General features: G+C 45.0%; 15 protein-coding genes. 13 read left to right on the top strand and 2 right to left on the bottom strand.

Translation table 11 applies throughout. From position 1 onward, the window contains the following. The first annotated feature begins 52 nt into the window (after positions 1 to 52). The 3 genes from AR1Y2_RS10060 to AR1Y2_RS10050 are packed head-to-tail and all read left to right on the top strand — an operon-like array spanning position 53 to position 2,647. A complete protein-coding gene (locus tag AR1Y2_RS10060) occupies positions 53 to 973 on the top strand; it encodes an ATP-binding cassette domain-containing protein (RefSeq protein WP_137328847.1) in 921 nt (306 codons plus the stop codon). Further along, a complete protein-coding gene (locus AR1Y2_RS10055; RefSeq protein WP_137328846.1) occupies positions 966 to 1,760 on the top strand; it encodes a hypothetical protein in 795 nt (264 codons plus the stop codon). Before AR1Y2_RS10060 ends, AR1Y2_RS10055 begins: the two co-directional genes overlap by 8 nt. Positions 1,761 to 1,774: 14 nt before the next feature. Next, the gene (locus tag AR1Y2_RS10050) at positions 1,775 to 2,647 is read left to right on the top strand and encodes a sensor histidine kinase (RefSeq protein WP_137328845.1); all 873 of its coding nucleotides are present in this window, start codon (positions 1,775 to 1,777) and stop codon (positions 2,645 to 2,647) included. A 5-nt stretch (positions 2,648 to 2,652) separates the two neighbouring features. Here the strand turns inward: AR1Y2_RS10050 and AR1Y2_RS10045 are convergent, their stop codons facing one another. Continuing rightward, a complete protein-coding gene (locus AR1Y2_RS10045) occupies positions 2,653 to 3,468 on the bottom strand; it encodes a MerR family transcriptional regulator (protein WP_137328844.1) in 816 nt (271 codons plus the stop codon). A gap of 83 nt (positions 3,469 to 3,551) precedes the next feature. On the opposite strand from AR1Y2_RS10045, the gene AR1Y2_RS10040 reads away from it, so the two are divergent. Then, positions 3,552 to 4,175 carry a GNAT family N-acetyltransferase gene (locus AR1Y2_RS10040; RefSeq protein WP_137328843.1) on the top strand — a complete coding sequence of 208 codons (624 nt, stop codon included), beginning with the start codon at positions 3,552 to 3,554 and terminating at the stop codon, positions 4,173 to 4,175. 48 nt (positions 4,176 to 4,223) lie between these two features. Here AR1Y2_RS10040 and AR1Y2_RS10035 read toward each other — a convergent pair whose 3' ends face one another. Beyond that, positions 4,224 to 4,646, bottom strand: coding sequence for an acyl-CoA thioesterase (locus AR1Y2_RS10035; RefSeq protein WP_137328842.1), 423 nt, complete (start codon positions 4,644 to 4,646; stop codon positions 4,224 to 4,226). Positions 4,647 to 4,931: 285 nt separating this feature from the next. Between AR1Y2_RS10035 and AR1Y2_RS10030 the strand changes: the two genes are divergently transcribed. The 9 genes from AR1Y2_RS10030 to AR1Y2_RS09990 all read left to right on the top strand — a co-directional run bounded on the left by AR1Y2_RS10030 (position 4,932) and on the right by AR1Y2_RS09990 (position 14,891). Beyond that, entirely contained in the window at positions 4,932 to 8,570 is a 3,639-nt protein-coding gene (locus tag AR1Y2_RS10030; RefSeq protein ID WP_137328841.1) for a type II secretion system protein, read from the top strand. Positions 8,571 to 8,583: 13 nt separating this feature from the next. Beyond that, the gene (locus tag AR1Y2_RS10025; RefSeq protein WP_137328840.1) at positions 8,584 to 9,135 is read left to right on the top strand and encodes a hypothetical protein; all 552 of its coding nucleotides are present in this window, start codon (positions 8,584 to 8,586) and stop codon (positions 9,133 to 9,135) included. A gap of 4 nt (positions 9,136 to 9,139) precedes the next feature. Then, positions 9,140 to 9,496 (top strand): type II secretion system protein, encoded by a 357-nt coding sequence (locus AR1Y2_RS10020; protein WP_137328839.1) that lies wholly within the window; start codon positions 9,140 to 9,142, stop codon positions 9,494 to 9,496. Next, on the top strand, positions 9,493 to 10,107 hold the full coding sequence (locus AR1Y2_RS10015; RefSeq protein WP_243118723.1) for a PilW family protein: 615 nt from the start codon (positions 9,493 to 9,495) through the stop codon (positions 10,105 to 10,107). The genes AR1Y2_RS10020 and AR1Y2_RS10015 overlap by 4 nt, the downstream gene beginning before the upstream one ends. Before the next feature lie 115 nt (positions 10,108 to 10,222). Then, the gene (locus tag AR1Y2_RS10010; protein ID WP_137328838.1) at positions 10,223 to 10,684 is read left to right on the top strand and encodes a type II secretion system protein; all 462 of its coding nucleotides are present in this window, start codon (positions 10,223 to 10,225) and stop codon (positions 10,682 to 10,684) included. A 32-nt stretch (positions 10,685 to 10,716) separates the two neighbouring features. After that, positions 10,717 to 11,160: a hypothetical protein gene (locus AR1Y2_RS10005; protein ID WP_137328837.1), complete on the top strand. Its 444-nt coding sequence runs from the start codon at positions 10,717 to 10,719 to the stop codon at positions 11,158 to 11,160. A 253-nt stretch (positions 11,161 to 11,413) separates the two neighbouring features. After that, a complete protein-coding gene (locus tag AR1Y2_RS10000) occupies positions 11,414 to 12,190 on the top strand; it encodes a prepilin peptidase (RefSeq protein WP_137328836.1) in 777 nt (258 codons plus the stop codon). Positions 12,191 to 12,218: 28 nt separating this feature from the next. Further along, positions 12,219 to 13,424: a type II secretion system F family protein gene (locus AR1Y2_RS09995; protein WP_137328835.1), complete on the top strand. Its 1,206-nt coding sequence runs from the start codon at positions 12,219 to 12,221 to the stop codon at positions 13,422 to 13,424. Between the two features lie 15 nt (positions 13,425 to 13,439). After that, positions 13,440 to 14,891 carry a pilus assembly protein PilM gene (locus AR1Y2_RS09990; RefSeq protein ID WP_137328834.1) on the top strand — a complete coding sequence of 484 codons (1,452 nt, stop codon included), beginning with the start codon at positions 13,440 to 13,442 and terminating at the stop codon, positions 14,889 to 14,891.

The raw sequence follows: 14,891 nt of genomic DNA, 5'->3' as shown, positions 1-14,891 counted from the left end.
TTGGCATCTATAATCTACTTGTAGCAGAAAAAGGAAAGGATAGGTGAGAAGCATGGATTATGTATTAGAGACAGAGAACCTTTCAAAAGACTTCGGCGGATTCCGTGCCCTTGATCAAGTATCCGTAAAGCTTGAGGCGGGTAAAATCTACGGTCTGATCGGTCAAAACGGAGCCGGAAAGACGACCCTGATGCGCCTGGCGGCCGGACTCAGTTTTCCGGCCCAGGGCAGTCTTTCGTTGTTTGGTCATCAGGGAGAAAAGGAGCTTAAGGAGGAAAGAAAACGGATCGGCTGTATGATAGAATATCCCGGGATTATCGGAAACATGAGTGCAAAGGAGAACCTGAGAGTCCGCAGGGTCTTAAAGGGGATTCCCAATAAGGAATTGGAGGATGAGATGCTTGAGCTGGTAGGGCTTTCAAATACCGGAAAGAAAAAGGCAAAGAATTTTTCTCTGGGAATGAAACAGCGGCTTGGGATCGCGGATGCACTGATTGGGAATCCAGAATTTCTAATCTTAGATGAGCCGGTCAATGGATTGGACCCGCTGGGGGTTGTGGAGATCCGAAGGCTTTTGACAGAACTTTGCAGGGACCGTCATATCACGATCTTGATCTCCAGCCATAATCTGCCGGAGCTTTATCAGATTGCCACAGACTATATTATCATACACAAAGGAAAGATTTTAAAAACTCTCAGCCAGGAACAGCTGGATGAAAACTGCAAGCGGCATATAAGAATTCAGTGTCAGGAAACAGCGAAGCTGGCAGCTGTTTTGGAGGAAGGTCTCGGTACCACAGACTATAAGGTAATGCCGGACGGAGTGGTGAAGCTGTATGACCATCTGGATCAGCAGGATCAGGTCGCAGCTATCTTATACAAAAATGGATTGGCGGTGACCGGCTTTTCTCTGGAAGGAGATAGTCTGGAAAATTACTTTATATCTGTGATAGGAGGCGGTCAGAATGATTAATGTTGTAAGAGCCGATATACTGAAATTGAAAAAGTCTGCCGCACTCAAGGTTTTGTTTTTAGTCTCTGCAGCGGGAGCGGTGCTCATGGTGCTGGCGGCGCACTGGTTTGAAAGCGGGACCCTGGGCCAGGGAGCTGTAGGCAACGCTTCCTTTTTGGCAGACGCCCAGATGGTGGCCCTATTGGGAACGATATCCGCGGGACTGTTTTTATGCGGAGATTTTGAAAATAAAACCATACATGACGCAGTGTCAAGCGGTACCGGAAGAGGTGAGATCATTTTGGGAAAGGCAGTTTCCTATTTTCTTGTCCTGCTCCTGATGGTACTCCCGTACTTTCTGGTGACTGTTGCCGCATTCTTTGTGGACAGCCAGTTTAAGCTGTATATTCCATCCGTATTTTTGACGATGATATGCATGGAGGCTGGAAATCCAATGACATTTTCCACTGTCCTGAAGATCATCGGCATCACAGTTACAGTATGCATTGTCTATGCCGGACAGCTGAGCATCTGTCTTCCGCTGTCATTTATCTTCCGGAAACCGGTGCCTGTGATAGGAATAGGATATCTGATCTCTTTAGTCTGCGGAATGCTCCAGGCCAGCGGCGGAAACCAGGCATTTGAGAAAATGATCTCCCTGACTCCATTTTACGGCAAATATTTAATCCAGCTGTCTATGAATGCAAAGTCGGAAATCTTTTTCAAAAGTATTGCGGCGGGGGGTGGATTTGCGGTATTGATGGTGTTGATCACTTTTCTAGTCTTTAAGAGAGCTGAAATCAAATAAGAGGGGGAAAAAACATGATAATCATACTGGCAGCAGGTGTTGTCATACTGGCTGTCTATGTGGTGCTGCAAAGACAGCAGATCCATAAAATAAACCGGCAGCTTGAAAAACGCAGAGAAGAGAATACAAGACAGCCCATAAGCCTGGAATTGATGGATTCCGGGCTTATCCGCCTTGCGGGAAATATAAACCAGTGCCTGAAAAATGAAGAGAAACTGAAGGAGCAAAGCCTTAAAAAAGAAAAGGAACAGAAAGAGATGATTGCAAATCTGTCCCATGATCTGCGGACGCCGCTGACAGCGATCAAAGGATATCAGCAGCTGCTCCTTAAGTCTCTGACAGACGAGGGTCAAAAGGAGAGGCTTCTTATCGCCCAGAAGCATGCGGATGAGCTGGGAAAACTAATTGAGCAGTTTTTTGAATATTCCCTGTGGGCCAATAAAGAAACAGAACCTTACCTTGAAAAAATAAACCTTGGGGCATTCATCACTGAGTGCGTCGCAGAAATGATTCCGGTCCTGGAGGAAAAAAACATCAGAATCCAAATAGAGCAGACAAATCCCGTCTATGCGCTGGCAGACCAGGAGATGCTCATAAGGATCATACAGAATCTCATCCGTAACTGTATCTTCTATGCGGAATCAGATGTGACAGTAACGGTAGAGGGGGAGGAGAAAGCAGGATTCTCATTTGGAAACCGCGTTGCAAAAAAGGTGGACACTGAACGGATGTTTGAGCGCTTTTACAGAGAAGACCGTGCCAGAAGCCGGGCAGGAGGACTGGGGCTTTCCATTGCAAAACTTTTGTCTGAGCAGATGGGAGGGACAGCCGGCGCACGGTGGAGCAATGGATGGCTTTGGATTGATATTGAACTGCCTTTATACTGACAGACTCACAGATCACCCTGTGCCTCAACCCTGACCATGATCTGGGTAACATAGTCATCCAAACCGGAGACCGCAAAATCATTAAGCCCCGTTTCATAGGCATATCCGGTAAGGCTTAGATTTCTGTCCTGCGCAAACTCCAGTATTTCATCATAAAAATCAGGAAGGCCGCTCCAATCCCCTTTAAAATAACCGCACAGATAAGTTCCTTTGGGTTTTTTTGAGGTATTGTTTTTTGCTCTCTTCGGTGCGGCAGTGAACAGGCCGTCATAATCCTGAAAGTTTCCTGCTCTGATCTTGTCAGCAGAAATATAGCTTCCGATTCCTGTGCTGTACTGCTCGGTATGCCAGGTATCTTTCACAAGAGCATACCATTGCTCGATGTCCTCACTTCCATATGGGAGCGGAATCACATAGTAGTTTTCTTCCGGGCAGTGAATGATCCGGATCTCCTTATGTCTGATCTGGCTGCATAGTTCCAGCTGTTGCTTTTTCTGTTCAAGGGCTTTTTTTGCTCCTTTTAGTCTTTTTATTTCAAGGTCGATCTCTTTTAACTTTGAATCAGCGATGCATAAAAAAGATGCCTCATTCGGATGATTCAAATATTCTTTAATTTCTTTCAGACTCATATTCAGCTCTTTCAGCATGCGGATATATTCTAATTCAATTCCCTGAGAATAATCATAATACCTGTAGTTGTTCCCGCCCTTGGAGATAGGAGAGAATAAACCAATGGCATCGTAGTAATGCAGAGTTCTTTTGTTGACCTGGTGCATTTTTGCAAACTGTGCCGTTGTCATTTTTATCGTGTCGCGGTTCATGTGATTTCCTCCTTGACTTTACACTTACTGAATACTTTAAGGTAATTATATACCAGCAACGTGCATTAGAATAGGAGTAATAAATGAAAGAACAGGTAATCTTGAGAGAATTTCAGGAAATGGACAGAAAACCATTGGAGGATGTGATCAGAAAGACATGGAAGTATGATGAACTGACCGGCCCAAAGACGGCAAAAAAACTTGCAGAGGTGTATTTAAACAGCTGTCTTGCCAACCAGACTTATGTACAGGTCGCAGTGTTGGACGGAGTGCCGGTGGGAGTGATCATGGGGAAAAATATAAAAACATACCGGTGTCCGCTCAGGTATCGGATCAGGCAGTTGTTATCGGTTCTGTCCCTCTACCTGACAAAGGAGGGAAGGCGCATCTCAAACATCTTTGGAAGGATCAATGGCATAGATCAAAAGCTGCTTAAGAACTCAGCAAAGAAGTACGAAGGTGAGATCGCATTTTTTGCTGTAGATCCCAGATTCCGGGGCAGCGGCATTGGAAAAATGCTGTTCCAGAAGATGAGGGCTTATATGGAGCGTGAAAAGATCCGTAGTTTTTTTCTATTCACGGACACAAGCTGCAGCTATGAATTCTATGAACATCAGGGGATGAAAAGAAGACAGCAGCATATGGATAGCTTTGAGATCCGGAATCAGACGGTTGAAATGAAATTCTTTTTATATGAAGGTCAGTAAATATATAAATGCCAGGGGAATGCTTGTGGAAGCAGCCCCTGGCATTTTTTAAGATCTTTCCTTGTCCATGCTCTCTTCAAACATCCGGTAGATCTCGGGATGTTCCTTCTTTACATTGACCGGTACTAAGTTTTTGCTGACCATTCCATGAGAAGTGGTACCTGTGGCGATGACCGCGTAAGGAGTTTCCCGAATCACTTCATAAGAAAATTCCAGCCTTACCGGCGTCAGCCTCGTAAGCTTTATGTGGACGAAGAGTTCGTCTTCATAAAAGGCTGCCTGCCTGTATTTGACCGTCAGCCCGGTGAGCGGAGTGATGATGCCGGCCTTTTCCACTTCCGAGTAGCTGATACCAGAAGCCTTTATAAAATCGGTCCTTGCCACCTCAAACCAGACTGGATAATTGCTGTGGTGAGCAATTCCCATCTGATCGGTTTCTGCATATCTTACAGTGATTTTTGATGTGTACATGAAATCATCCCTTCTTTCTCTGTCGATTTTATCAGTATATAATAAAATATCCTGATATGTCCAATTCTTTCTTGCTGAAAAGAGGGTATCCTTTTGTACAAACCGTTTTTTGGCGCACCTGCCATAAGATCCTCCGCTTATGCAGATGAATTCGATTGTTTTCATCTTCAATCAATGGTATAATCCGACATATAAAGGATATAAGTCTGTTTAGGAAAAAGTACACGATAAATCAAGTACAAAGCTTAAGAACAGGAAAAAATCGGGATAGCAGGGGGAGCTTCGATGAAAAATAAGCTGAAAGACAGCGCAGGATATACATTGGTAGAGCTGATGGTCGTTTTGGTCATTTTCGGGATCCTTCTGGCAATTGCCGGAGGAGGGATCGCAGCCTATCAGAAGCACTCTGCGTTTAAAAAGAATAATGAATATGCTCAGACGATCTTTACTGCGCTCCAGTCGTCTATGGCCCATGCCAAAGCCGGAGGGAGCCTGGATGATCTTACGAAGGAGCTCTCAGCGTCTAAATATAAAGAAAACCAGCTGAATGGAACAATGATTGATGACGGGGCGCCGGTCGCGGATGATGCCAAGGGAATGTACTATTTTTTCTTCCAAAAAGGAGAAAACCGGGCGGATTATGAAGGAGCAAAAAAGACTGTCTATGACATGATCGCGCCGTATATCTATGATGCGGATGTCTTAAATGCCTCATTTTGTGTAGAGTTTGATCCAAACGAAGGGATTGCCCTAGGCGTCTGTTACTCAAACAAAGCTAAAAGTTTTTATTATGGAAATACCCAGCCAAAAGGCGGGGACGGCAGTGTCGATATCAGCGGCAGAAGCAGTGGTGACCGATATAAAGAGCTTGTGGGATACTATGGGGTGGATTCCATATCCACAACTCCGCAGCCTATGGAGGGATCTATTTTTAAAGAGTTAAAGCTTGCCAACAAGGAGACACTGTCGATCCAGTGGCAGCTTGAGGATGCATATAAGGCTTCGGCGCTGAGCCTTGCATACGAGCTGAAGCTTTATGACGCTTCTACGGATCAGCTGGTCTGCTCCTTTAAGATCAATGACCTGGATAAAACGGAGACGATCTTACGGGAAGAGGGCAAAGACAAAGATCTTACTTTGACCTGTGATGTTTCTTTTTATGATGGGGATGGGAAAGTCACGGATACCAAAAAGAATATGAAGTTCATGGGTTATACGGACAAAGACGGGCAGATGATGTTGATGCTGGATGCCGTGGATCTGGAGTCTGCATCCCAGCTCTCCGAAAAGGATTCGGATTATGATGGAACCTACAGTATCCGCAGGCTTGGATTTTCCAGCACTACTCTGTATGTCCGGATGCAGGCGTCAGGCAGCGGCTACCGGCCCAGCCAGTGGGAACAGACCAATACGGAACACTCTTATTTCGCCAAAGAAGAGATAAAAAAAGACAGTACAAAAGTCTTTGATCTTAAAAATGGAAGACATTTATATAATCTGAGATTTGAGGAAGAGGAAGCAAAGGATGGGACCGTGCTGTACCGTCTGGCTGGAGATATAAGCTGGAACGGTGATAAAGGCATGGCAGCAGGAGGTTTTCTGTTCAATAAGACAAGACAGCTGTCAGCTTTAGAGGATGATACTCCCCTCCCTTCCGTCAGCAAACTGAATCAGAAGCATACCCTTCAGGGGATGGATGTGGACGGGAAATCTTATGTGATCCAGAACATCAGGTTTGGGAAAAAGGACCAGAAGACCCCGACAGGACTGTTTGAGGTGAATGAAGGAACCGTAAGGGAATTGATCCTTGAACAGATCACATCGGAGGGAACCGATTATGTTGGAACCGTATGCGGAGTCAATTACGGAACCCTGAAAAATATTTCCGTGGACAAAAAGAGCACTGTGACCGGCAAGGAGTTTGTGGGAGGCATTGCGGGCAGCGATATTACAGGAAAACCTTTGGATACCGGAACAGAAAAGCTGATTTTAGTGGGGACTATGAGGACCTATGAGTCTCTGAAAAACAGCGCCCGGGTGTCGGGAGAGAAGTTTGTGGGAGGCATTGTCGGATATTTGAATGGAATCTATATAGAAGATCCTGCAAAACCGGATGAAGTCCGCAGTTTATCGGTCAAAGAGTGTGAAAACTTTGGATATGTCACGGGCACCAGGCAGTGTATCGGAGGAATCCTTGGATATAATAAAGAATCCTCCATTAAGGAATGCCTGAGCGCACCAGCACTCACAGAAAAAGAGATTGTGGAGTTGAAAGAAAGTGCAAAGAACGGCCAGCTGAAGGGAGACTTTGTAGGCGGGATCGTGGGACTTAACGATCATGGAACCATCACCAAGTGCAGTACTGGAAAACAAGATGAGGAGAGTTTTGTCACCGGAAATCAGTACGTAGGCGGTATTACCGGCTTCCATATGAAAACATCGGACACAGGTGTGATTGACTCAGAACTAGTCATGGACGGAAATGGATCTAAAAATTATTCTAATGTGATCGGAAGCCAGTATGTGGGCGGCATTACAGGAGTCAATGGCAGTGTTCAGGGAAGTGCGGCCAATATTTTAAACACAGACATCAGTCTCAGAAACTTTGTTGTGGATAAAGAGGAGTATACTTCCAAGGCGGTTTTAAAAAATTGGACCAACTGCGGTATCATTACTGTAGTGGATTCTTCTAATGGATTTGGCCAGTTTGGAGGAGGCATTACCGGACTCAATACCGGAAAGATTCAAAACTGTACTTCCCAAATGAAAATGAAAGAGGATTCCAAGGATGAGATCCGGAAAACACTGCTTGAATACGGAGGACAAGGAATCCAGGTGGGAGGCATCACCGGTTATAATAACGGAATCATTGAAAGTGACGAGATCTCAGAAGTAACCGCATTTGTATCAGGAGATACCTATGTAGGGGGAGTCACAGGATACAATGAGAAGAATGGTAAGATAAGGAATTATTCCAAGGTCAAAGGATATTTGTTTGGCAATGACTGCGTTGGCGGGGTTGCGGGATTTCAAAAAGGAGAAGAGGAACTGAAAGGATTTGAAAATCACGCGGTGATCACGGCTGTTCTTAGAGACGCAGGAGGTATTTGTGGATTGATGGCGTCCGGTACGATCGTCATGGACAGCGGAAATAAAGGAGATGTCAGCTCTGAATATGGAAATGCCGGGGGAATTGCCGGCAGTGCAGAAGATCCTTCCATTGAAGGAGCCTATGTAGAGGACTGTACAATTTCTTCTGAAGAGGGGGCAGCCGGAGGTGTAGCAGGATCCGTGGTAAAAGGAGGAAAGATAAGCAGATGCTCTGCGGCGGCAGATGTGATGATACAAAGCAAAAAAGAAATGGCCGGAGGCATCATCGGTTTATCTGATGAGATGAAGGGTACCCAGGATGACACCTTGGAGTTATCTGTGATCGAATGTGTCAACGCGGCTTTGCTGGAAGCAGAAACCGCAGGAGGTATCGTTGGCGAAGCGGATCTGACCGATGGAAACACGAAATTAAGCCGGAGCAGAAATTATGGCTTTCCGGCTAATAAAACAAAGATGTCAGGAATGATCGGCAAAAAGAAAGGACCTGCCAAAAATTTGAAACTCCTTCAGTGTTTTGGGGTTGCACCTTTGGATCATCCGCTTGCAGGCATGGAATTTAATCAAGCGGATATTTCTAAATGTTACTACTTTGTCAGTGCAGATGCTTCCTCACAGAATAACACTGTCGGAATCCCGCTGACGGTCGAAAAAATAGGGGAACAGAATTATCAAGCATCAGGGACAGACGGGGGAGCGATGGTTACCATCAAAAACTTTACGGTTGACCCGGCGAAACTCACAATAAATAACTTAAAAGAGTACTATCTGAAACTAGAAAAGACGATCCAGGGATATTATAACGGTGTGAACTGAGAGGGTGTAGATTATGAAAAGATATCAGAAAAGGAATGAAGGCAGTGCGCTGATCTTTGTTATGTGCATCCTCTGTGTATTTATGGCAGTGGCACTGATCATGATCATGGTCTCCTATCAGGTCCTTACCAATGCACAGCAGTCCGCCGTGAAAGACCAGTGCAGGATTTCGGCTGTCTCATTTAATAAGATTCTTCAAAAGGAGATCACGGATGCCAAGGGGCAGGGAACGGCCGAGGATAATATACGATATTTCCTGTATGACCAGATCAAAAATGACAAGTGGGCGTATTACAACGATAAGGAAGACGGCCATGGGGAGAAAGAGGCATTTCGTACGCTGGATATAGGGATGATCCAGTCGGCAAAGGATACCCTTGGAGAGATTCAGGTCACGATCTACTGGGAGTCTGAAAAGGATGCGCCCCTTGACCAGACGGTGCTTGTCACAAGGGTCAGTTCAAGTTCTCGGAAACAAGAATATCATGTTACAACCAGATACTCGTTGAAGATCAGTACAGTTGAACCGGAGAAATGGACTTGGGCTGAGCAATGGCAGGAGTGATCATATGAAGAGATTTTGGGAAAATTTCATAAAAGAGCGCGGCGGTATGACGTTAGTGGAAGTTCTTGTGGCTTTTTCCATCCTGTTGATGGGCATTGCATTTCTTTACAAAAGTACTGTTATGTCGTTAAACCAGATCAGGAAGGCGAGACAGGTGCAGGAGCAGTCGGATCAGGCTGTGTCCGAATTCTATGAGAAAAAGTCTTCTGAATCAACGGAGAAGCAGACTGTTTTGCTGACCGTGAAAAGACAGGACTCGGAGGATGCTGTGGCAGAATGGGGCATGGAAGTTCAGGTTGGAGAAGCCAAGAGCAGTGATGGATATTTTATCTATTTCTTCGGGCAGGAAGGAAGTGAATGATGGAACATCGGCCAAAAAAGTGGGCAGTATTTAAAAAGGTTTTAAACTCAGAAGGTGGTTTGACACTCGTGGAACTGATGGTCACCTTTCTTCTTCTGGGCATCCTGATGACAGCCGCTATCACCACACTGTCACCTGCCATGAATGTTATGGCCAGAATATCCAATATGAGCAGGGCCCAGAGTGTCGCGGATATCCTTCTGGAAAAGATCTGCGGGGAGATCGGAAGTTCAGCCGGGCAGGTGCAGATTGATACTGGAGGAGAAAAGATCACCTATACGGATAAAAAAGGGCGTACAGTAATCATGTATGCAAAAGAAGAGGAGGGGGAGAAGCGTCTTGTACTCCATTATCAGGCAGCTTCCATCTCTGAGGGAGGCGCAGCGGCAAAGAAGGGAGTGGATTGGACTTTTTCCCGAAAAACGTATATGAACCAGGAGATCAAGAATCTGAAGTTCGAGAGGGAGAAGGATACAAATCTTGTAAAGATTATCCTAAATGTCCGCAATGTAAAGACCGGTCAGTCGTATAAACGGACAAAAGTAGTGGAGTGTTACAAGCTGGATGAATCAGGTTTTATCACAGGTTCAGGCTTTCCGGATGAAACTTGAAGAAGCGGAAAAGCTGCACATATTATAAACTCGATATTGTTTGACAAGTATAGGGATTCGGCATATAATTTATCTATAAGATTTAGGAAAAATTTAATGACAGGAAGGGGAAATTATGAGTAAGAAGTTATTTGATTTAAAGAAAAAACTGAGAAAGGACAAGAAGGGGTTCACTCTGGTAGAACTGATCGTTGTATTAGTTATCCTGGCGATCCTGATTGCACTGTTGGTACCTACTTTGACAGGGTATATTGATAGTGCCAATAAGAAAAAAGTAGCTACAGAAGGCAGACAAATTTTAATGGCGGCTAAGACTGTTGCTGCAGATGATTACAATAGTGATGCGGCCACTAAAAATCTGTGTGGTAAAACTATTACAACGTTAGATGTTAAAGCAGCGGGCGCAGCTGCGGATGATCCGAGCATTGAGAAGCTTGCAGAGGTAAAAGCCAGCAAGTATGAGAGTGTTTCCATCACTTTTGATGCCGATGGAACTGTATCAAATTTGGTTTACAAAGGAAAGAAATTTACAGCAACATTTGACGGTTCTGCATGGACCACAACAAAAAATAGTTAAGGAATATATTTTCGGAAGGCGGACGGTAAACCTTGGGCACAAATAGAAACTTTAAAAACCAGAAGTTCATAGAGATCATAGAATGGATTCTGCTTCTAGTGCTTTTGTCCGTTTTGTTTCTCGGAGTGCTTCCTTATGTTAAGACATCGATCCAGCGGCAGAAAGCAAGGAACATTTTAAGAAACGCCAAGGATGTCCGGGTTTCCGCACAGATTTGTTTCTACGATACATATGCAAAGGGCGGGGAAGTCCCTGTTGCGGGGAAACGCCAGATACTCTCCAAATCAGTAGAGACGGAGATTCTGGATACTGCTAAAAGCCACGGAAGGATTGACACGATTGCCTATGACAGGCGGGATGTAAAAGTGACTGATTTTGTATACGTTGAGGACGGCTATATCGTCAGATACAAAGAAGTGAAGGGAAAGCCAGTCTGGAAGGTATACCGCCTGGACCAGATGATCGGGGATTCATAAGATATTTAGGAAAAGAGTATCCCAAAAGTAGTTTACTTCTGGGGTGCTCTTTCTTTGTTCTTCCATAGGAAAGTTCTCCGAACCTCCCTATGGAACAAAAATGCCCTACGGGCACTATGCACACAAATGCGTGAGGAAACTATTTGACTACGTCAAATTGCATTTGGCGCTCAAAGTTGTCAAGCCCCTCAAAGGGTGAGGGGTTGGGGAGATGAAGTGGACTTGCCCACTTTGTTTGTAAAAAGGGGGAACCATGGGACTTGTATATTTTATCTTCTTCTGGATCGGAGCATCTATTTTTTCGTTTGTGAATGTTTTAATTTACCGGGTGCCGAGGAACATCTCATTTGTGGGCGGCAGAAGCTTTTGTCCGTCCTGCAGTGCCAGATTAAAGCCTTATGATATGGTACCGGTTCTGAGTTATCTGATCCTCAGAGGAAAATGCAGAAACTGTGGAGCTAAAATCCCATTTCGGTATTTGCTGGTGGAACTTCTGGGAGGAGGACTGGCCGTTCAGTCGGCAATGCTTTTTCCACTAAATGATGCGGGGATCGGCATCTATTTATGCAGAGTTTTTTTGTTACTATCTGTGGCAGCTTTGCTGACTGCGGTTTTATTTGTAGATATTGATACAATGGAAATACCCAATGGGTTTGTGCTGGCACTTTTGTGTCTGGGTATCTTGTCTGTTTTTTTGTTTCCGGATGTTTCCATCGCCATGAGAGCAGCTGGCTGTTTTGCTGTCAGCGTTCCCATGCTGCTTCTGGCCGTGCTGATTCCAGGCGCGTTCGGAGGAGGAGATATAAAGCTGATGGCCGCTGCCGGACTGCTTCTGGGTGTGAAGCTTGTGGCCGCCGCATTCTTCTTTTCTGTCCTTACGGGAGGAGTCTATGGGATTTATCTGTTGGCCGGAAAGAAAAAAGGAGGCAAAGACCATTTTGCGTTTGGACCATTCTTATGTGCAGGGATCTGGGCTGCCATATGCTGTGGTAATGAGGTGATCAGCTGGTATCTTGGTTTTTTGCTGTAAAAGTTATGCTCAGGGAGGGAAGTTATCTATGCCGAAATATAAATATAAAGCGAAAGACAGTAACGGGAAAATATCGAAAGGCGTTTTTGAAGCCGCCGATGAAATGGCTTTATATCAAGCTCTGAGAGCTGACGGGAGATATTTAATCTCCAGCAAGGACATGGAAGAAAGCAAACTCAAATCCAAGAGAAGAATGAAAACCGCTGTTCTGGCGGACTTCTCCAGACAGTTAGGAACGCTTTTAAAGGCGGGAGTTTCTCTTGTTCGCTCACTGAATATCATCTCCAATGAGATTGGTGTGAAAAGCGCTGACAAGGAGACCTACCAGAATCTGCTCAATGCTATCCGCCAGGGTGTCCCCCTGTCGGAAGCCATGGAGGAGCAGGGGAAAACATTTCCGGTGCTCTTAGTCAGTATGATGCGTTCTGCGGAGGCCAATGGTAATCTGGACCAGACCTCACTGCGTATGGCAGAACATTACGACAAGGAACACAGGCTCAACGGCAAAGTAAGAAATGCGATGATCTATCCTATGATCTTGTCTGTGCTGCTGGTCTGCGTGATCATTTTTATTCTGTCCTATCTGGTACCTCAATTTCAGGATATTTTTGATACAATGGAATCCCTGCCGCTGCCTACAGTGATCCTGCTTGGCATGAGTGACGGAATTCAGAAGTATTGGCCGTTTATTATTTTGGCTGTAGTAGTTTTGGTGTTTGGGCTGAATCTTCTGTTCCGCATTCCAAAAGTGCAGTGGAAGAAAGACCAGTTAAAGCTTAAGCTTCCGGTCATCGGAAATCTGCTTCGGAAAATATATACGGCGAGATTCGCGAGGACCCTGTGTTCCCTGTATTCCAGCGGTATCCCGATCATACAGGCACTGCAGATTGGAAGTTCCACTGTCGGGAACCGGTACATAGAAGACCAGTTTGACGGGGTGATCGATCTGATCCGGCGGGGAGAATCCCTATCCGGCTCTTTGATGCAAATCGACGGATTTCAGAAAAAACTGTCCTCCTCAATTTTAGTAGGAGAGGAAACTGGAAGCCTGGATGAGATGCTGGACTCCATTGCCGACAGTTTGGAGTTTGAGGCCGAAAGGGCATTGGAACGTTTGGTGACATTGATGGAGCCGATTTTAATCATTTTGATGGCACTGATCATCGGGTTTGTAGTTGTGGCAGTGATTCTGCCGATTTATGAATCTTACTCTACCATTGACCAGGGATATTAAAGGGGGATCTTTTTTATGAGGACATCAGTATATTTATCAAACCACAGAGTGCAGATCGCTGTGGGGGAGGCAAAAAAGAATAAGATCCAGGTTCAAAATTTTATTCAGTTTGATATCCGGGAAGGAAGCCTGATCAATGGAGTCATCACATCAGAAGAAGGATTAAAAAACCAGCTTTTGAAGCTGTGGGAAAGGGAAGGATTGTCAAAAAAGATCAGCCTGGTCATTGACAGTACCCAGATCGCGGCTAAGATGATGACGATTCCGAAAATGAATAAGAAAAAGACTCTGGAAGTGGTTAAAAAAGAGCTTACCAGTCTGGAAAATCCGGAGAATTATGTCTACGACTACCGTGTCTGTGACATGGATAAAAAAAGTGGAATGGCAACAGTTCTGGGAGCGGCCATCCAGGAGACTATGCTGAAAAGCTATCTGGATGTATTTGCGTCCATGGAAGTGGAAGTAGAATCCGTGGATATTGCCCTGAACGCCCAGTTAAAAGCGTTTGAACGCATACAGGATTTAAGGAAAGAAACCTTTATCTTTTCTAAGCTTGACGGGGAGATTTTGATCAGCACATTATTTGTGCAGGGTACATACAAATATCTGAACCGCACGAGAATATTTGCAGAGCACGGTACGGACGGTATTGCCGGGGAAGTGGGGAATACGATCAGTTCTATGATCCAGTTTCTCGCCACAGAGCAAAAAGGGGAAAAAATAAAGAATATTTATCTGGGAGGATTTCCGAAAGAGGATTTAGGGATACTTGCGGCCCCTCTCCGGGAATTGGGGCTGGAAGTAGGAAACACGTTTCAGCTGACAGGTTATCAGCTGCCGGACGAGAAAGAATTCTATCATTATATTTTTGCCGTGGGAGCATTGATCTCGGATAAAAAACAGGATATTGACTTCGCGCAGAGGATCAAGCTGAAGGAAGATCATAAAAAATCTTCCAAGGTATATCCTGGAGTTTTCGCCGCTGCAGGCGTCCTGGTGCTTTGCCTGGCTGTATCTGCAGTGCTCTTCGGCATGAACATGATTAACAACTCTAAGATCAATGAGATGGATTCTTATATTGAGGATTCAGGGAACCAGGCAGACTACACCAATGCCAAAAACCTGGATCTGGAACTTGCCAACAAGCAGTCTGGAAAAGAACAGCTGGCCGTTGTAAAACAGGTCCTTGACTCCTATCCGCAGGCTAACAGCCGGGTAGAAAAAATGGTTAAAAACAGCGCGGGGACAAAGGTCTCCATAACGGTGGACCGATATGACGCATCGACCGGAATGTATGAGTTTGTCGCTATGGCACCGAAAGTTACGAGTATCTATGATTTTATCAACCGCCTGAAGAAGTCGGAGCTGTTCGCAGACCTGAAGTATTCCGGTTACAATTATACAGAAGAAACGAAACAATATGATATTCATATCAGCACTTATCTAAGTGAAAATGCAGGAAAGTAG

Origin of the sequence: Anaerostipes rhamnosivorans, from assembly GCF_005280655.1 — a bacterium.
Taxonomy (GTDB): domain Bacteria; phylum Bacillota; class Clostridia; order Lachnospirales; family Lachnospiraceae; genus Anaerostipes; species Anaerostipes rhamnosivorans.
Note: the sequence above shows the minus strand (reverse complement) of the source record. Positions and strands in the feature narration are given on the sequence as shown.